Genomic DNA, 19,538 nt, shown 5'->3' with positions numbered 1-19,538 from the left:
TTCGTCTGTCAGTCCTTGTGGCCGTGCTTCTTCTTTTTCTTCTTCTTCCTGTGATCATCGCCTTCGCTGCCGTCGTCCCCGTCATCGAGGGGCACGTCGTCGACCTCCTGCACGGCGGCCTCCAGCGCCTCGCGCTCGGCAGCTTCATGCTCGCGCTGGCGGCGGCGTTCGTCCCAGGCGTCGAAAAGCTGATCAAGCCACGGTAACACTTGTTCGATCGACGGCAATTGGCCCCGGAGGCCCGGCTTCACCACGCGGGCCGGCTTCACCCTGCTTGCCTTGCGGGCCGGCCTTGCCCAGGGGGCCGGCCTTTCCGATCGGGCCCGGCTTGCCCTCTGGCCCGGGCTTGCCGCGCGCGCCGTCCGGTCCCCGCTTGCCTGGATGACCCTGTGGTCCCGGCCGTCCCGGCTCGCCCTGACGTCCGCGCGGTCCCTGCCGTTTTTGTTCGTCTGCCACGCCACTGCTCCCTCTGCGGAAGCCAGCTACTTAGCGGCCTTTGACGGCAGCGGCAATTCCGCCCGGCATTGCGCAGGGTTGATCAACATCAATCGGCTGCACGTCACGCGCTAGTCGTGATAGGCAGGGACCTCGATGCCGGAGGCGGCATAGATCCTGATCTTGTTGCGCAACGTGCGCACCGACAGGCCAAGCACGCGCGACGCGCGCGTCCGGTTGCCGTCGCAGCGCGCGAGTGTCTGGAGCACGAGCTCACGCTCGACCTCGTCGACGGTCGCGCCGATCAGCAGCGGAACGATCTGGTTCGGGGCAAGGAATTGCGCGCCCGGTTCGGACGTAGCGACATGAACAGTGGTCATCAAAACACCTCCCGATCGACGCCCGCTTCCATCTTTGGAAGCGGATCGAGAACCAACGACCCCCAAGCCGTAGATCTACGGTGGGCGGGTTTGGTTAATGAAAGGTTAACCGCGGGCGATCGCACCAATTGACCTCAGGATTGCCGCGAAGGCGCCGCGATTGGCGCGAGATGCATCGTGATGCGGGCATATCTCGCCCCGCTCACACCGTCCGGTATCCGCCGTCCACCATCACGATCGTTCCCGTCACGTAGGCCGACATATCCGACGCGAGGAAGATCGCGGGGCCTACGATGTCCTCGGGCTTGCCGGTGCGCGCCAGCGGGGTGTGATCGACGAAGGCCTGCACCAGCGCCGGATTCGTCGCGCGCACATTGGCGTTGATGTTGGTCTCGATGAAGCCCGGCCCGATCGCATTGTGACGCGCACGCCCTCCTTGCCGAGCTCGGCCGCGAGCGCCTTGGTGAAGCCGAGCACGCCGTGCTTCGAGGTGGTGTAGGCCGCCGAACTCGGCGTGCGCAGATGCACGAAGGACTGGATCGAGCCGATATTGACGATGCGACCCTTAGCTGCGCGCAACGGGCTGAGGAACGCCTGCGTCATGTTGAAGACGCCGTTGAGGTTGAGCGAGATGATGTCGTTCCAGTCCTTCGCCACTGTCTCCGGCTCCGCGGTGAAGGCATTGCGGCGGGTGATGCCGGCATTGTTGACGAGGATCGAGACCTGCCCAACCTTGTCGGCGACCTGCTTGGCGAGCGCAAAACAGTCGTCGCGCTTGGTCACGTCGAGCGCAAAGCTCTCCGCCTTGCCGCCGGCCTTGCGGATTCCCTCGGCGGCTTCCGCGACCGTGTCGGCGTTGACGTCGAGCAGCACGATCCGCGCGCCTTCGCGTGCGTAGCCTTCCGCGATTGCCCGGCCAATTGCCGGAACCGGCGCCCGTGACGACGGCGATATGGTTAGCGAGCAATGCCATGACAATTTCCTCCCGATTTCGCTTCTAAGTTTCATGAAAGGCTAACCCGAAATTAAGGGGTCGGAAACGGCGGCCTTGGCATACTGATCTTCATTGCTAAACGTTGCGCGCATGATGGAACGGCTTGAATCCTGGAAACTCGCACTCGAACGCCTGCGGTCGTCGCAAGGCGCCGATTGGGCCGAGGCGGGCCGGCTCGTCGCCGAGATCGTGCGGATGAGCACCGATACCATGCTGCGCCTGGCGGCCGAGCAGGCGCTGCCGGTGCTGCGCCAGGCCGTGGACAATGACGATCACAGCGTCACGCTGGCGGCCCAGCGGCGCATCGGCGTGGTCCTCGAGGTCGTTCATGATCTCACCGCGCCGCGCTTCGGCCGCCGCAACGCCATGCCGAAAAAACTGTCCAGCGAGGATCGCGCCCGCAAGGTGCTCGGCCTGCCGCTCGCCGTGCAGCTCACCTGCGAGGACATCAACCAGGCCTATCGCCGCGCGGCCAAGGGCATGCACCCCGACCAGGGCGGCAGCGCCGAAGCCTTCATCGACCTCGCCGCCGCGCGCGATGTCCTGATCCATCCCCGCGCGTACAAGGACGCGTGAGAGCTCAGCTCTTGTTCACGCAGCTCCGATAGGGCGCGGCTTCGCCCGCTGCGATCGGGCAGAGCTCGATCGGGCTGAGTGCGCGCAAACGCGCCTGCCAGCGGTCGTCGTTCACGGGCGGCTCGTCGCTTTCGGGGCCGCGCTCGGCCCACTGGATGGTGTAATAGTCGGTCGTGCCCTTCAAGGTGACCAGGAGCGCGGTCTCGCTGTGCCGGGTCGGGCCGCTGTCGACGCGACCGCAGCCGATCACGGCGACGAAACCTTCGAAGCGGCCGAACGCGGTGGTGCCGAGCGGTCTTGCCGCAAAGCTGTCGGGGCAGGCGGATTTGAAACCGCTCGCGATCGAGCCCGCGAATTTCTCCGGCGATGAACCTGGAGTGAGCGTCATGCCCTTCTCGCCTGTCACGGTGATCATCTCGGTCCAGCGTTCCGGCGTCTCGCCCTTCAGCGCGGCCTCGCGGATGTAGTGGCCGCCCTTGGTGTTCTCGAACACCGCGGAAAAGTTCGACGGCATCGCGAAGCTGACCAGCTGGCCGAAGATTGGCGAGATCACGCGAAAGGATTGCGGGGCCTGCGCGTACGCCGTTGCGGCGAGCAGGAACGATGCGGCGAGAATCGTTGCTGTCGCCGGTGCGCGCATCGATTGGCTCCAAAGCCACGAGGTGAAAAAACGAGCGGGCAAGGATGCTAGCATCGCATCCTTGCCCCGCCCTTGTCGTCCGCCGATCGAATTCCTATGCGGACCGCTTTGGGGGCGCCCCGGACAAGATGTGAGTAGTTCCGTCGGCTGGCCGGGTTCAAAGCGCGTGCGCGGAAAATGCGTGATCTGGGCCGAAAAAATCGGCCGTGCGTCGAAAAGGAAAAGGGCGGACCGCTTGCGCAATCCGCCCTCAAAATATGATCTGTCGCGTAAGGCCTAGAGCGTGCAGCGGCGCTCGGCGCGCAGCTTGATCTGGAGGTCCGAGGCGGCCGTGAAGGTCGGGAGCGGCTTGCTGACGACCTTGTAGGTCGAGACGCCCCACTGGAACGGCTTGTACTTGAGGTCCTCGTTCCAGACCTGGCAGATGCCGGTGTTGTCCCAGCGGATCACGTAATAGCCGACCGCCGCAGAGGCCGGCACGGCGAACACGGAGGTGGCGATGCCGGCAACGGCACAGAGGGCGAGAACGCGACGCATGAAATATCTCCTGATGGGAACGTGAGAAGGAAACTGGTGCGGCAAATCTGCGCGGCTGGCAAGCGGGGCGGTGACCGTTCACGGATATGTCAGCCGTTCGTCGGCTGTTCGGTCGACCCTTATTCCTTGACTGTCGCTTGATTACCCCTTGGCCAGCGACGCCACCGCCTCGATCTCGATCAGCATCTTCGGATCGGGCAGCGCCTGGACCACGCAGGTGGTGCGGGCGGGGTAGGGTGGTGGGCCGAAGGCGCCGGCGTAGAGCGCGTTCATGGCGGCGACGTCGGAGGCGCGGGTCAGGAGCACGTTGACCTTGACGAGATCGCGGACGCCGGCGCCGGCCTCCTCCAGCACGCGCTTGATGTTGACGACGACGTTGGCGAACTGCGCCTCGAAGCCGTCGGGCAGCGCGCCGCCGGCGTCGAAGCCGGGAATGCCGGAGACGAACAGGAGATCACCGGCGCGCGTGGCAAAGGACAGCGGCGGAGCCTTGACGTGCGGCGGGGGTGCGAAATGCTGGATCGGCATGGATCACCTCGGATGGACGGCTGGAGGCGGTAAGCGTAGCGGCAGGTCGGGCCCGCTCCAACAAAAAACGCGAAAACAACCCCATGCACAGTAGGCATCAAGCAGAAATCATTGATCTTTTTGTCTTCGGGAAAAGCAAAATATTCATTTGCTCCGTCGGGCAAAACAGGAGCAGAATGGCATGATGGCAGTGGTGCCTGGTCGCGCCAAACTCCGCCGTCATGCCCCGACTCGACCGGGGCATCCAGTACGCCGCGGCGTCTCGGTATCCCACCGCGATCTCTGGAATACTGGATCGTCCGGTCAAGCCGGACGATGACAGTTGAGCGTGTGCTACAGACCGCGATTCACGCCCACCCCATCATGTTGCCGCCGCGATGCATCGGATACATTCGCCGCGTCTGATTCGATTCCCTCCTTGAAAAATAGCCCCCCGGAGACCCCCATGAAGATCGCATCCGCCTTCCGCGCCGCGCTGCTCGGCGTTGCCGCGCTTGCCGCCCTCTCGACCTCGGCGCTGGCCGACGGCGGCACCGTGGTGCTGACGATCTACAAGGCGGGCTGGATCATCGGCGGGTCCGGCGGCTCGGGCGTGCTGAGCTTCCGCGGCCGCTCCTATTCGCTCTCGACCGGCGGGCTCGATTACGGCCTGGTCTTCGGCGGCTCCAAGACCGTGCTGCGCGGCCGCGTCTCCAACATCAACCGGCCCTCCGACATCGCCGGCGTCTACGGCGCCGCCGGTGCGGGCATCGCGATCGGCCGCGGCGCCCGCGCCATCGTGCTGACCAACCAGAAGGGCGCCGTGCTCGAGCTGTCCGGCACACAGGTAGGCCTGATGGCGAATGCGGATCTGAGCGGGCTCGCGATCACGATGCGGTAGGGCGTGTAGAGGGGGCAAAGGCGCGCAAGCACCGTGCCCCTCATTGCGGTGTTAGACCCTCATGGTGAGGAGGCGCGTAGCGCCGTCTCGAACCATGCGGGCCCGTCTCGCCCGCGGCCATCCATCGAGACGATCGCTTCGCGATCTCCTCAGGATGAGGTCTGTGGTTGCGGCGTCACCGCCGCATGAATCCGCTCGCAATGCGCGACGAGATTTGCGTGCGGATCGACGAACGCCTTCAGCGGCGTCGGGATCGGGAAGTAATAGATGTTGGCGATGAAGCCGTAGATGCCGGCATCGACGCTGGTTGGCGCCTGGCCGTGCACGAAGCCGGTCGCCGGCACGATCTCGGCCAGCACCTGCAGATCGGCGAGCCCCCGCGAGTAAGCCAGCTCGGGCGTATAGCGGCCGATGCCCTGGAAATGATAGCGCTGCGAATTATACGCCTTCGCCTTCTCGAATCCTGTCGCGTCGATCTGCTTGTGCTGCGCGATGAAGGCGTCGCGAAACGCCGGATAATAGCGCTCGTCCTTCCAGCGCGAATACGACATCACCCAGTAGAGATCGTCGAGCATGCGCGTGACGAGATGATTGGTCCGCCTCTGCTCCGCAGTTAGCGCTGCATCGATGGTGAGGCGGTACTTCGCGATCGCGTGCGCGATGATGGTCTCGCTGTCGCCGATCGTCTCGCCGTCATCCACGATATAGGGCAGCTGCCCGCGCGGCGCGGCGGAGGCGTCGAACACGTGCTCATGCACGAACGGCACGCCCGCGAGCTTCAGGAAGGCATAGACCTTGAGGCCGTAGCCGTTGTTGTCGGCGACGCCGAACAGGTCTGGATAGGAATAGAGGGTCAGCATGGGATGCTCCTCGAGCTGAAGATCGCCGCAGTGACGGGCTTGCAACAGTCCCGCGCTTTGTGCGCCGCCTCCTTCGGCGGACGATGGCATCGTCACAGGTTTGTCCCCGACAACGCCGCCCGGAACCGCTATACTGCGGATCCTGCTGGCCTCGGCAAGATGGGGATCCCTATGGCGAGAGACTTGGAAGGCAAGGTTGCGGTCGTGACCGGCGCCGCGTCGGGCATCGGATTGGCCAGCACCGAGGCGATGCTGGCCGCGGGCGCGCGCGTGGTGATGGTCGACCGTGACGAGGCCGCGCTGAAGGCGCTCGGCGACAAGCACGGCGACGCAGTGATCCCGCTGCTGGTCGACCTGCTGGACCCAAAGGACTGCGCAACGCTGCTGCCGCGCGTTCTGGAGAAGAGACCGGCCAGCTCGACATCCTGCATGCGAATGCCGGCACCTATGTCGGTGGCGATCTGGTCGATGCCGACACCATGGCGATCGACCGGATGCTGAACCTGAATGTCAACGTCGTGATGAAAAACGTGCACGACGTGCTGCCGCATATGATCGCGCGTCGGACCGGCGACATCATTGTCACGAGTTCGCTGGCGGCGCATTTTCCGACGCCGTGGGAGCCGGTCTATGCGTCTTCCAAATGGGCGATCAACTGCTTTGTCCAGACGGTGCGGCGCCAGGTTTTCAAGCACGGCATCCGCGTCGGCTCGATCTCGCCCGGTCCGGTCGTCAGCGCGCTGCTCGCGGATTGGCCGCCGGAGAAGCTGAGGGAAGCCAGGGAATCGGGAAGCCTGCTGGAGGCCAGCGAAGTGGCTGACGTGGTGATGTTCATGTTGACGCGGCCGCGCGGCATGACAATTCGTGACGTGGTGATGCTGCCGACCAATTTCGATCTTTAGAGCGCCAACCGCCCCTACGAACCCTTCGATGCGGCTATGAAAACCGCGAGTTGAGCGTCGAAAGCGCGCCTGAAGGCCGGCCGCGCTTCGCCGCGGGCGACATAGGTGGCGATATCTGGATATTCGTCCAGCAGGCCCGACGCGTTCAACCGGCGCAGCACGGTCACCATCATGAGATCGCCGGCGCTGAACGCGCCGTCGAGCCAGTCGGCCTCGCCGAGGTGGCGGGACAATTCGCCGAGCCTGACACGAACGCGATCCTGCAGCATAGGCAGGCGCTCCGCGTACCAGCTCTTGTCGCGCTCGAACAGCATGGCCATCCCGAGCTCGACGATCGGCGGCTCCAGCGTGCTGAGCGCGGCAAACATCCACGCGATCGCGCGCGCCCGGGCGTTCGGCTCAGTCGGCAGCAGCCCGGCATGGCAGTCGGCAATATGGAGCACGATGGCGCCGGACTCGAACAGGGCGAGGTCACCGTCCTCATAGGTCGGGATCTGCCCGAACGGATGCAGCGCAAGATGTGCGGGCTGCTTCATGTCCTTGAACGAGACCAGACGCACGTCGTAGGGCTGGCCCACCTCCTCGAGCGCCCAGCGAACCCGCATGTCGCGCGCCTGTCCCTTGCCGCGGTCGGGCGAGCTTTCGAAGGCGGTGATGGTGGGGGGCATTTGAGGTCTCCATTCGTCGTCATTGCGAGCGCAGCGAAGCAATCCAGATTCCACCGCGGAGACAGTCTGGATTTGCTTCGTCGCAAGAGCTCCTCGCAATGACGATGGTGGGGCGGTGCGCCACTTGGTTTAGGTTTTGCTTCCAGAGGACGAACGACTGGGGCGGATTCCGACAGGTTATCTCATTTTTCTCGCGCGATACGAAGTTAGACCCTCATGGTGAGGAGGCGCGAAGCGCCGTCTCCGGACGATGCTTCGCATCGCTCGGAGAACCATGCAGGCCCGCATCTTGCCCGCGGCGATCCTTCGAGACTCCTGCTTCGCAGGCTCCTCAGGATGAGGTCGGTGGGTGTTGAGCGATGCGGTAGCAGCCGACCCGGGCGCGGCGGTCGTACATCTTTCGTCATTGCGAGCGGAGCGAAGCAATCCAGAGCCTTTTCGCGGCGGCAGCCTGGATTGCCTCGCTTCGCTCGCAATGACGGTTGTGGCCGTACTGCGATCATTTTAACGAGCCAGCAGGTGCTGAGGGCATTGCGGATTCCGGATTGCCCAATAGGATACGCGAAACTGCTCACGAGGATTGCGAGATGGCAATCAACAAGGACAAGATCGACGACGCCGCGCTGGCCCTGCTCTATCTGACCCTGCACGATCAGTATCGGGCATGGAAGGGATTCGATTGGAACGTGCTCGACCGTCTTCATGAGAAGGGCATGATTGACGATCCCGTCGGCAAGGTGAAGTCGGTGGTGTTCACGCCCGAGGGACTTGAACGCGCGAAGACACTGTTCAAGGAGTTGTTCGAGGAGTAATGCCGTGTCGCCGCGCATGCCGGACAATTTCGAATGGCCCAAGCCCGATGGAGCGCCGGACGAGGCCATTTTTCGCAACGTCCGCAATCATGGCTGCCATATCGTCGGCATTCCGGACGCCAATCCGCCGTTTGCATTTTCAATCGGCCTCTTTCTGAACTACGGCCACCCCGAGCTAATCATCTTCGGCCAGCGCTCGGAGAACGCGCAGGCGATCATCAATCTTGTTCGCGATCGCGTGGCGGTGGGGCGCACATTCGTCGACGGCGATATCTGCAGTGATCTTCTGGAGAACGACTACAAGCTCGGCTTCTGGCAAGTGCCGTTCAAGGCTTACCCCGAATATCTCGGCACGGCGGTCTGGTTCTATTCCAACTCCCGGCTGGCATTCCCCTGCCTCCAGATCATCTGGCAGGACGTCAATCGGCACTTCCCCTGGGAGGCGGAATGCAGAGCAGATGTCAAAGAGGATCAGCCGTTGTTGAAGAAGACGGTTTCGTGAGGTCTCGGGCTACGCCCCTGAAGCGTGAGCGGAGCCCCTCATGGTGAGGAGGCGCGAAGCGCCGTCTCCGGACGATGCTTCGCATCGCTCGGAGAACCATGCAGGCCCGCATCTCGCCCGCACCGATCCTTCGAGACGCCTGCTTCGCAGGCTCCTCAGGATGAGGACGGGGGCTGTTGAGTGTCCGGCAAATCGATCCACGCCGCAAGCTCGCGCCACGGCTCCAGCGTCCAATGCCCGGACGCAGCACCCGACGGTGAGGGGAGCACGAATATCTCCGGCAAGCTCCCGTCGGCTTGCTGCCGTCCAGGTGAGATTACGCTCGACGACCTGCCATAAAACAAGCTCGCCGCCTTCTTGCTCGTGAACGCAATCGTCCTCGGCTGATATTTTTCCATCTTGGCCTTGAAACCCGGCACGTCGATCGACGCGGCCTCGATCTGGTGATCCATCCCGGCGCCCGATTTGGAGAGATCGGTGAAGCCGATCCCGAGGTCGAGCAGTGCCGCGAACTCACTCGGCTGATAACGCCGCGGCGTGATGCCGGCCTCATGGATCGCGCGCCAGAAGCGGTTGCCAGGATGGGCGTAGTAGTGCCCGAGCTCGGCCGAGCGCGTGCTTGCGGCGGTGCCGACGAAGACGAGGCGGAGGTTTTCGCGAAGTTGGTCGGGGAGGCGGTACAGGGTTTGCTCGGGCACGTCAGACATCCAGGCAGTAGCCCGTATGAGCGCTCCGGGCTCTTTCAGTCTATCGATCCATTCGCCGCTTTGGCCATGGAGAGCACCTTTCTGCTCTCAAGGTTATGAGGCGTCCGTTGTGGTTTCGAGTATCGTGCCGGTCCCACCTAAATTCTCAAGCTGCACACCTAGATGGATGCCATCAGAAATGAAGCCGAGCTCTCGCCCGGCTTCGTTTCCGATGGATGCCCGAGCAAGCCCGGGCATGACGAGCGCAGAGCTCACAACACCCGATTGCTCTCCTTCACCTTCTCCGCATCCAGATACAAGTTCTCGCCCATCTCCTTGAACTTCGCGCTCATCTTGGCCATGCCGTCCTCGGCGGTGCCGCTCATCGACATCCCGACGCCGTTCGGATCATTCAGCGTCGCCGCATAGTCCCGCACGTCCTGCGTGATCTTCATCGAGCAGAACTTCGGGCCGCACATCGAGCAGAAATGCGCGACCTTGTGGGCTTCCTTCGGCAGCGTCTCGTCGTGGAAGTTCTTGGCGGTCTCTGGGTCGAGGCCGAGGTTGAACTGGTCGCTCCAGCGGAAGTCGAAACGGGCGCGGGAGAGCGCGTCGTCGCGCAGCTGTGCGGCCGGGTGGCCCTTGGCGAGATCGGACGCGTGGGCGGCGATCTTGTAGGTGATGACGCCGACCTTGACGTCGTTGCGGTCGGGCAGGCCGAGATGCTCCTTCGGCGTGACGTAGCAGAGCATGGCGCAGCCGAACCAGCCGATCATGGCCGCACCTATCCCTGAGGTGATGTGGTCGTAGCCCGGCGCGATGTCGGTGGTCAGGGGCCCGAGGGTGTAGAACGGCGCCTCGCCGCACTCCTTGAGCTGCTTGTCCATGTTGATCTTGATCTTGTGCATCGGCACGTGGCCGGGACCCTCGATCATGACCTGGCAGCCCTTGTCCCACGCGATCTTCGTTAGCTCGCCGAGCGTTTCGAGTTCGGCGAATTGCGCGCGGTCGTTGGCGTCCGCGATCGAGCCTGGACGCAGGCCGTCGCCGAGCGAGAACGAGACGTCATACTTGCGCATGAGGTCGCAGATCTCGTCGAAATGGGTGTAGAGGAAGCTCTCCTTGTGATGCGCCAGGCACCATTTTGCCATGATCGAGCCGCCGCGCGACACGATGCCGGTGACGCGGTTGGCGGTGAGGTGGATGTACTGCAGGCGCACGCCGGCGTGGATCGTAAAATAGTCGACGCCCTGTTCGCACTGCTCGATCAGCGTGTCCTTGTAGAGCTCCCAGGTCAGCTTGACCGGATCGCCGTCGCACTTCTCCAGCGCCTGATAAATCGGAACGGTGCCGATCGGCACCGGTGCGTTGCGCAAGATCCATTCGCGGGTGGTGTGGATGTTGCGGCCCGTCGAGAGGTCCATCACGGTGTCGGCGCCCCAGCGGATCGCCCACACCATCTTCTCGACCTCTTCCTCGACGGATGACGTCACCGCCGAGTTGCCGATATTGGCGTTGATCTTGGTCAGGAAGTTACGGCCGATGATCATCGGCTCGAGCTCGCTGTGGTTGATGTTGCAGGGAATGATGGCGCGGCCGCGCGCGATCTCGCTGCGGACGAACTCCGGCGTGATGAAGGCGGGGACCTCGGCGCCAAAGCTCTCGCCGTCGGCAAGGGCTGCTTCCGCACGTTCGAGCTGCTGCTTGCGGCCGAGATTTTCACGCGCGGCGACGTAGATCATCTCCTTGGTGATGATGCCGGCACGGGCGAATTCGAGCTGCGTGATCATGTTGCCGTCGAGGCCGCGCAGCGGCTGGTGATAGGCACTGAAGGCGCGCGCGGCCTTGTCGGTGGAGACGCTGCCATTGTCCTCCGGCTTGATCTGCCGGCCCTGATATTCCTCGACACCGCCGCGCTCCAGCACCCAGGCCTTGCGGCCGCGCGCGAGACCGGCGTTGACGTCGATGGTCACGCTCGGGTCGGTGTAGGGGCCGGAGGTGTCGTAGACCGGCAGGTTCGGCTCGCCGGCGCCCTCGGACAGGATGATCTCGCGCAGGGGCACGCGCAGGTCGGGCGCGGCATCGGGCGAGGCGAAGATTTTTCGCGACGAGGGCAGCGGGCCGGTGGTGACGGCGGGGATGGTTTTTTCAGGGTTGGAGCGGATGTTCATGGGGATCCTCCGGTTTAATTCGTATGTGTTTGCGTCTGGGCGACGGCGGTGAATTCTTGCTCCCTCATTGCGAGCGCAGCGAAGCAATCCAGAATCTCTCTGCAGAGACAGTCTGGATTGCTTTGTCGCAAGTGCTCCTCGCAATGACGGTGTGGAGAGAGGGCGTGCATCACGCCGCCTCCGCGGACAGGCCGAGCCATTGCCGCACCCGCGCATCGGGGTCGGCATTTTGCGTCACGTCGCTGACGACGGCGATGGAATCCGCGCCCGCCGCAAAGATCTCCGCGGCGTGCTCGAACTTGATGCCGCCGATCGCGACCAGCGGGATGGGGCCGATCCGCTTCTTCCACTCCGTGATCTTTGGAATGCCCTGCGGTTCGAAGCGCATCGACTTCAGCGTGGTGAAGAAGATCGGGCCCAGCGCGACATAATCGGGTTTGGCGGCGAGCGCGGTCGCAAGCTCCGCCTCGTCATGGGTGGAGACGCCGAGCGACAGGCCGGCCTCGCGGATGGATTTGAAGTCGGCGTCCGCAAGGTCCTCCTGGCCGAGATGCAGGTACTTTGCACCAGCGACGATCGCCGCGCGCCAGTAATCGTTGACGACCAGCTTGGCTTGCGTGCCGTTCGTGATCGCCAGCGCGTCGGTGACGATTTGCAGCGACTGCGAATCGTCGAGGTCTTTCGCGCGCAGCTGGATGGTGCCGACACCGAGCTTGGTCAGGCGCTCGACCCAGGCGAGGCTGTCGACGACGGGATAGAACGGATCAGGATACGGCATGCCAGAACGGGGTCCCAACGACAGGGGTGGAGGGGGAGGCGAAATCGCGGGCGTTCATCAGCCCGGCTTCGTATGCAGTGCGGCCGGCCTCGACGCCAAGGCGGAAGGCGTTGGCCATGGTGACGGGATCGGCGGCTTTTGCAATGGCGGTGTTGAGCAGCACGGCGTCGTAACCGAGCTCGAGCGCCTCGGCCGCGTGCGACGGCGCGCCGATGCCGGCGTCGACCACCAGCGTGATATCGGGCAGCCGCTCGCGCATCAGTTTTAGCGCATCGCGGTTGGTGATGCCTTTTGCGCTGCCGATCGGCGCGGCCCACGGCATCACCACCTTGCAGCCGGCATCGACCAGCCGGTTCGCGACCGAAAGATCTTCGGTGCAATAGGGGAAACACCTCGAAGCCATCCTTGATCAGGATGGCGGCGGCCTCGACCAGGCCGACGACGTCGGGCTGCAGCGTGTCGTTGTCGGCGATCACTTCGAGCTTGATCCAGGACGTCGCAAACAATTCGCGTGCGAGCTTTGCGGTCGTCACCGCCTCACGCACGCTGCGGCAGCCCGCGGTGTTCGGCAGCACTGTCACGTCGAGCTCGCGGATCAGCTTCCAGAACGCATCGCCGCTCTTGCCACCGGCGGATTCGCGCCGCAGCGACACCGTGACGATGCTCGAGCCGGAGGCGCGGATCGCCGACTGCATGATCGCAGGCGAGGGATAGAGCGCGCTGCCGATCAGCAGGCGGGAGGCGAAGGTTTTGCCGTAGAAGGTCACCATGGTTTCAATTTCCTTGCAGGCGACTTGCACAGACCGTCATCCTGAGGTGCGCGCACTTGCGCGCCTCGAAGGATGATAGCCACGGGGTGCGGCAATCCTTCGAGGCGAGCCGAAGACGGCTCGCGCCTCAGGATGACGGCGGAATTTGTGGATGCAGATTTCGCCATCATCTCACCCTCCCTGCCGGGGCGTGATGATCTCGATCTCGTCGCCGGCTTTAAGGTGGGTCTCGGCCCAGCGGCTTTTCGGCACGACGTCGTAGTTCAGCGCGATCGCGAAATGGGTGCCCTCATAGTCGAGCTCGCTCAGCAGCGCGTCGACGCTGGCCGAGTTTATCTCGCGCTGCTCGCCGTTAACGATCACAAGCATTGGACGATCACGCGCATTGCATCACCTCATTGTCGATCTGGCCGCGCTCGATATAGGCGAGCGTCAGTTCGGCCAGAACAGGCGCGATCAGGAATCCGTGGCGGTAGAGCCCGTTCACACTGATCTTGCCGCCGCGAATGCCGATCCGCGGCAGATTGTCGGGGAAAGCCGGACGCAGGCCGGAACCGAATTCGACGATGCGGGCCTCGCCGAAGGCGGGATGCACGGCATAGGCCGCGCCGAGCAGCTCCAGCGCCGAGCGCACGCTGACGCCGGTGTCCTCGGCCTCGATCGAGGTCGCGCCCAGCATGAACCGATTGTCCTCGCGCGGGATCACGTAGAGCGGCCAGCGCGGATGGATCAGCCGCACCGGGCGCGCAAGCTGCACCTCGTCCGTCTCGATCAGGATCATCTCGCCCTTGACGCCGCGCAAGTCGGGCTGATCGTCGCGCGCAGAAAGGCCGCGGCAGTCGATCACGATGCCGTCGAGATCCCCGGCGGAAACGTCGCTGTCGAACTTGATGGTGCCGCCGGCGGCGCGGATGCGCTCGTGCAGCTTCGGCAGCACGCGGCGCGGCTCGACATGGCCTTCGGTCGGAAAAAACAGCGCGTCGCGGAAGCGGCCTTCGAGCGACGGCTCGAGCTCGGCAAGACTGGCGGCATCGAGCCGGCGATGGCCCTCGGTCATCCGGGCAAAGCGCTCAAAATCGTTGCGCTCGCGCGGATGGGCGACGACCAGCGAGCCGTTGAAGGGGGTATCGGGCAGTTCGCGCCGCCAGATGTCGAGCGAGCGCAGGCCGAGCCTGGAGATGATCGGCTCGGAAACTTCCGCCTCGCAATAAGGCGCGAGCATGCCGCCGGCCCAATGGCTGGTGGCATCGGTCATTTCGGCGTCACCGCGCTCGTGCAAGGTGACCGCGTGGCCGGCCTGCGCGAACAACAAGGCCTGCCAGGCGCCCGCAATGCCTGCGCCGATGATGGATACCGCGGAATCCGGTCGTTTCGTCGTCTGCAACATCCCTGTCCCTTCGCCGGCATAACCCGGATCAGGTTCAAAGGGTCACCGCGGTCCTGGGCCGGTCGGCCCATTTAGCGGTATCTCAGCTCCTCCTCGGAGCACCCCTCGGAACGGCTCTAATGTATGCCAGTGACGGGCTGTGTCAACGCGTTTGGCGGGAACTCCTCGTGCCCCGGACGCGGCGCAGCACGCAGTGATGCGCTGCTGAGCCGAGGCCCATTGCTGTGGGAGTAGGCTGGGTCCCGGCTCTGCGCAGCAGCGTTGCACGCTGCAGCGCGTCCGGGAGACAAAGAGCTACCTGGGCGCTTGCGCCCGGGCGTTGCGGACGCGCTGGGCGAGCTTTCGGTGCGGCACGGTGCCGAACATCGGCTGCGGATTGCCGTTCGGCTCGAGCCAAGGCTTGTCCATATTGGCGACCTGGACGACCTCCTGCCGCTGCCGCTTTGCGACATAGTAATAGCCGCCCGCGAAATAACGCACGGCTCGGGCGTGATCGCCATTGGCGGCGTGATAGGCGCCGGCGAGGTATTTGACGGCATAGGTGAGGTTGGTGTTGGGATCGCGCAGGCCTGCGGCATCGCCGGTGTAGCCGACCCCGCGGGCGGTCGCGAGCTTGATCTGCATCAGCCCGATGGTGCCGCCATGACCGACCAGGCCGGGCTGATAGCGGCTCTCGCGCATGATCACGCGGTGCACCAGCGCTTCCGGCACGCCGTTGGCGCGCGCATGGGCCCCGCGACCATCTCGGCGTACTCCGCTTCGCCCGCGAATGCGGCCTGCGGCAACGTCAGTCCGGCCGCAAGCAGGGCGGCAATACGTAAAATTTTCATCAGATATCCCCGAGGTCCTTGGGTAACCTGCACTGGAACCGTTAGGACGCTTGAACGCGGCGATGATGTGGCGAAACGCCGCCGATTACCCATTTTGCAGCGCAGAGCCGTCATTCCGACGCAAGACCGGCATAGGGGTTGTCAGGCAGACGAAGCCGCCATTCGCGACAGCGGGCCTGTCTATTCGCGTGCGGGCGCGAAAGCGAGTATGAGAGCGGCGCAAATCGGGAGAGGTGCCATGACAAAAGCAAACGTGGTGAAGGCACACATCGGAGACATCCCCAGACATAATCCCTGTGCCCAATGCGGCACGCCGATCGCGCAGCCCGACTGGATCGAGCCGGGCGAGGGGCGCATCTCATATCTCTGGAATTGCAGCGCCTGCGGCTATCGTTTCGAGGCGATGGCAATCTTTGACGAGATGGAAGTCGAGCACCCGCCGCTCGCGGCGTAAGGTTACGCGGCCAGCCGCGGCTGTTGCCACACCGGCAATTGCATCCGCACGATCAGCCCGTGCGGTTCGCGGTCGTGCAGCGACAGCTCGCCGCCATGGGCGACCGCGATCGCCCGGGCGATCGACAGGCCGAGCCCGAAGCCGGTAGAATCGTCCATGGTGCGCGCATCGTCGCCGCGCACGAACGGCTCCAGCATCTCCTGCTTGCGCGCGTCCGAAATGCCGGGTCCGTCGTCCTCGACGTCGATGACGAGTTTGGTGCCCGATATGTCGAGGCGGATCGTCACTTCGGCGCCGAACCGCACGGCGTTTTCGACGAGGTTGGTGACGCCGCGATGCAGATCATCGGGCCGCGCCGCGGCGGTCGCAGATAGCGGGCCGTCATAGTGCACGACATGGCCCATGTCGCCGAACTGGTCGGCGATGAGCTGCAGCGTGCTCGCGATGTCGACCAGCGTCACCGCCTCGACCTTGCGGTCGTTGCGCAGGAGCGACAGCACGGATTCCAGCATCGAGCGCATCTGGTCGAGATCGATCAGCATGCGCTTGCGGTTGCCTTCGTCCTCGATGAACTCGGCGCGCAGGCGCAGCCGCGTGATCGGTGTGCGCAGATCGTGGCTGATCGCCGCGAGCATCTTGGTGCGGTCCGACATCAGCCGCGCGATTCGCTCGTGCATGCGGTTCAGCGCGCGCGCGACCGAGCGGATCTCCTCCGGGCCGCGCTCGGGCAAGGGGTCGGCCGCGCCGTCGAGGCTGAAGCTTTCGGCCGCCTTTGCAAACGACGACAGCGGCGCGGCGAGCGCATGGGCGGCCCATACGCCAAGCAGCGTCACGCTGATCACGGCAGATAGCAGCGTCGAAATCCAGGGATTGCCCCAGAACCAGCCCGGCCGTCCCCGCTCAATATGGCCAGCGATGGTTGTGCCGTCAGGCAGCTGGATGCCGATCCGGGACGGGCCGCCGTTCGGAGCCAGCATGACGATCTTGTAGCCCTCACCGAGATGGCGGCGCATGCCGTGCAAATGCGGGCCTTCGCTGTCGCCGCTGGGCGTCACGGAGCCGGGCGCGATCGCTTCGACCCGCAGATCCGGAAAGGCGCGCGCGATGTCGGCGAGAAGGCGCGGCCGCTCGCTCGCGTCGGCCGCGGACAGCAGCAGCGCGGCATTCGCCAGTTCATGCTCGCTGTCCGGCGGCGCTACCGCGCGGTCCGGCCGCGTAATCAGAAAACCCGCCGTGATGATGAGATGAAGCGCGACGATCGACACCACGACGAGCGCGGCGATCTGGCCGCTGATGCTCCTGAGATGGAAAAACCCCAAAAGCCGCATGTCAGATGCTCAAGGCTGCCGCGACCGCTTCCGTTCTTACCGCTTCCGTTCTTACCGCTTCAGTTCTTGGCGTGAACAGATAGCCGCCGGAGCGCACCGTCTTGATGATGGTCGGATCGGCCGGGTTGGGCTCGATCTTGCGGCGAATGCGGCTGACCAGCACGTCGATCGAGCGTTCGAAGGAGCCGGCGTTGCGCCCCTGCGTGAGGTCGAGCAGGCTGTCGCGCGACAGCACGCGACCGGGCCGCTCGCAGAACGTCCGCAGCAGATCGAACTCGGCGCTGGTCACCGCGACGCGCGCGCCTTCGGGATTGCGCAGCTCGCGCAAGCGCAGATCGATGCGCCAGCCCTCGAAGGCGAGCGTGCTGGCGCCTTCGATCGAGCTTGCGGCTTGTGCGGATGCCTGGCGACGCAGCACCGCGTTGATGCGGGCGAGCAGCTCGCGCGGGTTGAACGGTTTCGCCAGATAGTCGTCCGCGCCCATCTCGAGGCCGACGATGCGGTCGATGTCCTCGCCGCGTGCGGTCAGCATGATGATCGGCGTTTGCGCCTTCGCGCGCACCTTGCGGCACAAGCTGAGGCCGTCCTCGCCGGGCAGCATGACGTCGAGGATGATGAGGTCGACGCGGTGATCGGCCACGGCGCGCGACATCTCGCGGCCGTCGCTCACGGCGGTGACGTTGCAGGCGTTGTTGCGCAGGTATTTCGCAATCAACGTCCGGGTTTCGCGGTCGTCTTCGACGACCAGGATGTTGGGATTGGGAATGGCCATGCGCTTTGTTTGTCCAAGATTCGGGCCAAAAGGCGAAGATTTTTGTTTCAGTTTGTTTCCACGGCCTTTGCCGCAACACCACGACATCACCCGGCAGTGGAGCGGCAAGGTCTCGTTAAGAGCGTTAACCATACCGTGGCGGAGTCACTCAAGAAACCCCGCAAAAGCCCGGAGCCATGATGACCTCGATTTCGGCGGCCTCCGCCGGTACCCACCAGTCTCCCCTGCAAAAGCTGCAGCAAGAACTGCAATCTGAAGTTTCCGCCGGCGCGGTCTCGTCGTCGGATCAGCCGGCGCTCTCGACGGCGCTGACCGACATCGACACAGCGCTCCAGCAGAGCCGATCGAGCGACCAGTCGAGCGGCACGCGTCCCTCCAAGGACGACATGAAGTCGAAGATCGACGACCTCATCTCGAACGAGGTGTCGAACGGGACGCTGACCTCGGACCAGGCCGACGAGCTGAAGAACGTGTTTCAGTCCGCCTTCGCCAATGGCCCCGGCGGTGCCGGCGGTCCCGGTGGTGCGGGAGGGCCGCCGCCCGGCCCGCCGCCGGATGACAGCTCTTCGGATTCGTCGTCGGCGGACTCAACCAGCAGCACGTCGACCTCCTCCACCACGGCCGATATCCTCAAGCAGTTCCTCGATGCGCTGCAGCAGTCGCAGTCGTCGTCGAGTTCGTCTTACGGCACCAATGGCAGCACGACGAGCTCGCCGAGCAGTTCGGATTTTTCTGCGCTGCTGATCGACTACAAGAGCTGACCTGAGCGACGCAGGTCGGCGCGTTCTTCGCCGCGATTGTGCTACATCCCAGGGCGCAAGATCGTCGGTGGGAACCGCGCAACGTTCCTGTGCGACGCAGGAACTTTCGTCGCAACGCAGCGCAATTGCGCAACGAAATTGCCGTAGCTCAGGAACTGCCGGTGATCGTATTTGTTCTCTCCGCACAAGTTTCTGCTGAAGGAGAGGACACCATGTTGATGAAATCGATCGCCGCCGGCCTTGCCGGCACGGCACTGTTTGCGACCGTTGCATCTGCGCAAAACCCGACTACCACCGACAAGTCGCCAACCGCGGCAAGCACCGCGACGACGACAAGTACGACGGCGTCGGGTGAGTGGCGCGCATCGAAGATGGCGGGTCTGAAGATCTACAACGACGCCAACGAGAACATCGGCTCGATCAATGACCTGCTGATGGACAAAGGGGGTGCGATCAAGATCGCCGTGATCGGCGTCGGCGGCTTTCTCGGCATGGGCGAGCATCTCGTCGCCGTTCCGTACGAGAAGCTGAAATTCGTCAATGAGGCGGTGGCCTATTCCGGCGCCGGTACGGCTCCGGGCGGACCCGGCACGATGAGCAAGTCGACCACCACCACGGGCGCTGCGACCGGCACCGACAAGACTGCGACGGCGTCGTCAGGTTCGAAGTGGTATCCGGACCACGCCGTGTTCAATGCGAGCAAGGACGATCTGAAGAAGATGCCCGAGTTCAAGTACTCGGAGTAATGGGCTTCTGAACGCCTAAACGAAGCGCGCCCGGTTTTCACCGGGCGCGCTGTCGTGCCTTTTTGCGTCATTGCGAGCTGTTGACCCTCATCCTGAGAAGCGCGCTTTTTGCGCGCGTCTCGAAGGGCGAGGCCACCGGCC

The 19,538-nt window shown here is 64.2% G+C and carries 20 protein-coding genes, 6 pseudogenes and 1 riboswitch; of the genes and pseudogenes, 8 read left to right on the top strand and 18 right to left on the bottom strand.

Annotated elements, in window-relative coordinates; all coding sequences use genetic code 11:
- Window positions 1-8: 8 nt before the first annotated feature.
- The 4 genes and pseudogenes from ACVWW3_RS21045 to ACVWW3_RS21030 form a co-directional block, all read right to left on the bottom strand.
- Window positions 9-456, bottom strand: a pseudogene (locus ACVWW3_RS21045) (collagen-like protein).
- A gap of 110 nt (window positions 457-566) precedes the next feature.
- Window positions 567-815 carry a helix-turn-helix domain-containing protein gene (locus ACVWW3_RS21040; RefSeq protein ID WP_354049163.1) on the bottom strand — a complete coding sequence of 83 codons (249 nt, stop codon included), beginning with the start codon at window positions 813-815 and terminating at the stop codon, window positions 567-569.
- 202 nt (window positions 816-1,017) lie between these two features.
- Window positions 1,018-1,257 (bottom strand): annotated as a pseudogene (locus ACVWW3_RS21035) (SDR family oxidoreductase); the annotation flags it as partial.
- A 32-nt stretch (window positions 1,258-1,289) separates the two neighbouring features.
- Window positions 1,290-1,823: pseudogene (locus tag ACVWW3_RS21030) on the bottom strand (SDR family NAD(P)-dependent oxidoreductase); the annotation flags it as partial.
- Between the two features lie 76 nt (window positions 1,824-1,899).
- Here ACVWW3_RS21030 and ACVWW3_RS21025 point away from each other — a divergent pair.
- The gene (locus tag ACVWW3_RS21025) at window positions 1,900-2,385 is read left to right on the top strand and encodes a J domain-containing protein (RefSeq protein WP_247347812.1); all 486 of its coding nucleotides are present in this window, start codon (window positions 1,900-1,902) and stop codon (window positions 2,383-2,385) included.
- A gap of 4 nt (window positions 2,386-2,389) precedes the next feature.
- Here the strand turns inward: ACVWW3_RS21025 and ACVWW3_RS21020 are convergent, their stop codons facing one another.
- From ACVWW3_RS21020 to ACVWW3_RS21010, 3 genes are all read right to left on the bottom strand, one after another.
- On the bottom strand, window positions 2,390-3,025 hold the full coding sequence (locus ACVWW3_RS21020) for a hypothetical protein (protein ID WP_456648781.1): 636 nt from the start codon (window positions 3,023-3,025) through the stop codon (window positions 2,390-2,392).
- Window positions 3,026-3,301: 276 nt separating this feature from the next.
- Window positions 3,302-3,562, bottom strand: a complete 261-nt coding sequence (locus ACVWW3_RS21015) for a hypothetical protein (RefSeq protein WP_247347810.1) — start codon at window positions 3,560-3,562, stop codon at window positions 3,302-3,304.
- Window positions 3,563-3,703: 141 nt separating this feature from the next.
- On the bottom strand, window positions 3,704-4,090 hold the full coding sequence (locus ACVWW3_RS21010) for a RidA family protein (protein WP_456648782.1): 387 nt from the start codon (window positions 4,088-4,090) through the stop codon (window positions 3,704-3,706).
- A 445-nt stretch (window positions 4,091-4,535) separates the two neighbouring features.
- Between ACVWW3_RS21010 and ACVWW3_RS21005 the strand changes: the two genes are divergently transcribed.
- Window positions 4,536-4,970, top strand: coding sequence for a hypothetical protein (locus ACVWW3_RS21005; protein WP_456648783.1), 435 nt, complete (start codon window positions 4,536-4,538; stop codon window positions 4,968-4,970).
- A gap of 149 nt (window positions 4,971-5,119) precedes the next feature.
- On the opposite strand, the gene ACVWW3_RS21000 is transcribed toward ACVWW3_RS21005, so the two are convergent.
- Window positions 5,120-5,830, bottom strand: a complete 711-nt coding sequence (locus tag ACVWW3_RS21000; protein WP_456648784.1) for a glutathione S-transferase family protein — start codon at window positions 5,828-5,830, stop codon at window positions 5,120-5,122.
- Window positions 5,831-6,001: 171 nt separating this feature from the next.
- Between ACVWW3_RS21000 and ACVWW3_RS20995 the strand changes: the two are divergent.
- A pseudogene (locus ACVWW3_RS20995) lies at window positions 6,002-6,732 on the top strand (SDR family oxidoreductase).
- A 14-nt stretch (window positions 6,733-6,746) separates the two neighbouring features.
- Here ACVWW3_RS20995 and ACVWW3_RS20990 read toward each other — a convergent pair.
- Complete coding sequence (locus tag ACVWW3_RS20990; protein WP_456648786.1) at window positions 6,747-7,400, bottom strand: glutathione S-transferase family protein; 654 nt, start codon at window positions 7,398-7,400, stop codon at window positions 6,747-6,749.
- A 587-nt stretch (window positions 7,401-7,987) separates the two neighbouring features.
- On the opposite strand from ACVWW3_RS20990, the gene ACVWW3_RS20985 reads away from it, so the two are divergent.
- Together ACVWW3_RS20985 and ACVWW3_RS20980 are read left to right on the top strand one after the other, a co-directional pair.
- On the top strand, window positions 7,988-8,212 hold the full coding sequence (locus ACVWW3_RS20985) for a DUF6429 family protein (protein ID WP_456648787.1): 225 nt from the start codon (window positions 7,988-7,990) through the stop codon (window positions 8,210-8,212).
- A 4-nt stretch (window positions 8,213-8,216) separates the two neighbouring features.
- Entirely contained in the window at window positions 8,217-8,714 is a 498-nt protein-coding gene (locus ACVWW3_RS20980; protein ID WP_456648788.1) for a DUF4262 domain-containing protein, read from the top strand.
- A gap of 155 nt (window positions 8,715-8,869) precedes the next feature.
- Here ACVWW3_RS20980 and ACVWW3_RS20975 read toward each other — a convergent pair whose 3' ends face one another.
- The 7 genes and pseudogenes from ACVWW3_RS20975 to ACVWW3_RS20945 all read right to left on the bottom strand — a co-directional run bounded on the left by ACVWW3_RS20975 (window position 8,870) and on the right by ACVWW3_RS20945 (window position 15,336).
- Complete coding sequence (locus ACVWW3_RS20975; protein WP_456648789.1) at window positions 8,870-9,421, bottom strand: mismatch-specific DNA-glycosylase; 552 nt, start codon at window positions 9,419-9,421, stop codon at window positions 8,870-8,872.
- 251 nt (window positions 9,422-9,672) lie between these two features.
- A complete protein-coding gene (thiC, locus tag ACVWW3_RS20970; protein WP_456648790.1) occupies window positions 9,673-11,571 on the bottom strand; it encodes a phosphomethylpyrimidine synthase ThiC in 1,899 nt (632 codons plus the stop codon).
- 169 nt (window positions 11,572-11,740) lie between these two features.
- On the bottom strand, window positions 11,741-12,349 hold the full coding sequence (locus tag ACVWW3_RS20965; protein WP_456648791.1) for a thiamine phosphate synthase: 609 nt from the start codon (window positions 12,347-12,349) through the stop codon (window positions 11,741-11,743).
- Window positions 12,336-13,119 (bottom strand): annotated as a pseudogene (locus ACVWW3_RS20960) (thiazole synthase). Before ACVWW3_RS20960 ends, ACVWW3_RS20965 begins: the two are co-directional and overlap by 14 nt.
- A 171-nt stretch (window positions 13,120-13,290) precedes the next feature.
- Window positions 13,291-13,488, bottom strand: coding sequence for a sulfur carrier protein ThiS (thiS, locus tag ACVWW3_RS20955; protein WP_247330056.1), 198 nt, complete (start codon window positions 13,486-13,488; stop codon window positions 13,291-13,293).
- A 7-nt stretch (window positions 13,489-13,495) separates the two neighbouring features.
- Window positions 13,496-14,506, bottom strand: a complete 1,011-nt coding sequence (locus tag ACVWW3_RS20950; protein ID WP_456648793.1) for an FAD-dependent oxidoreductase — start codon at window positions 14,504-14,506, stop codon at window positions 13,496-13,498.
- A riboswitch (TPP riboswitch) is annotated at window positions 14,494-14,622 on the bottom strand. Its footprint overlaps the gene before it by 13 nt.
- Before the next feature lie 178 nt (window positions 14,623-14,800).
- Window positions 14,801-15,336 (bottom strand): annotated as a pseudogene (locus ACVWW3_RS20945) (transglycosylase SLT domain-containing protein).
- Window positions 15,337-15,574: 238 nt separating this feature from the next.
- Between ACVWW3_RS20945 and ACVWW3_RS20940 the strand changes: the two are divergent.
- Window positions 15,575-15,790: a hypothetical protein gene (locus ACVWW3_RS20940; protein ID WP_456648795.1), complete on the top strand. Its 216-nt coding sequence runs from the start codon at window positions 15,575-15,577 to the stop codon at window positions 15,788-15,790.
- A gap of 2 nt (window positions 15,791-15,792) precedes the next feature.
- Here the strand turns inward: ACVWW3_RS20940 and ACVWW3_RS20935 are convergent, their stop codons facing one another.
- Together ACVWW3_RS20935 and ACVWW3_RS20930 are read right to left on the bottom strand one after the other, a co-directional pair.
- On the bottom strand, window positions 15,793-17,118 hold the full coding sequence (locus ACVWW3_RS20935; RefSeq protein ID WP_456648796.1) for an ATP-binding protein: 1,326 nt from the start codon (window positions 17,116-17,118) through the stop codon (window positions 15,793-15,795).
- Between the two features lies 1 nt (window position 17,119).
- The gene (locus tag ACVWW3_RS20930; RefSeq protein WP_456648797.1) at window positions 17,120-17,890 is read right to left on the bottom strand and encodes a response regulator; all 771 of its coding nucleotides are present in this window, start codon (window positions 17,888-17,890) and stop codon (window positions 17,120-17,122) included.
- A gap of 179 nt (window positions 17,891-18,069) precedes the next feature.
- On the opposite strand from ACVWW3_RS20930, the gene ACVWW3_RS20925 reads away from it, so the two are divergent.
- Together ACVWW3_RS20925 and ACVWW3_RS20920 are read left to right on the top strand one after the other, a co-directional pair.
- Window positions 18,070-18,651, top strand: a complete 582-nt coding sequence (locus tag ACVWW3_RS20925; protein WP_456648798.1) for a hypothetical protein — start codon at window positions 18,070-18,072, stop codon at window positions 18,649-18,651.
- Between the two features lie 212 nt (window positions 18,652-18,863).
- Window positions 18,864-19,397 carry a PRC-barrel domain-containing protein gene (locus ACVWW3_RS20920; RefSeq protein WP_456648799.1) on the top strand — a complete coding sequence of 178 codons (534 nt, stop codon included), beginning with the start codon at window positions 18,864-18,866 and terminating at the stop codon, window positions 19,395-19,397.
- Window positions 19,398-19,538 lie beyond the last annotated feature (141 nt).

The sequence above is a fragment of the Bradyrhizobium sp. LM2.9 genome, from assembly GCF_054056555.1.
The sequence above is the reverse complement of the archived record's forward strand: the minus strand, read 5'-3'. Positions and strand labels throughout refer to the sequence as shown.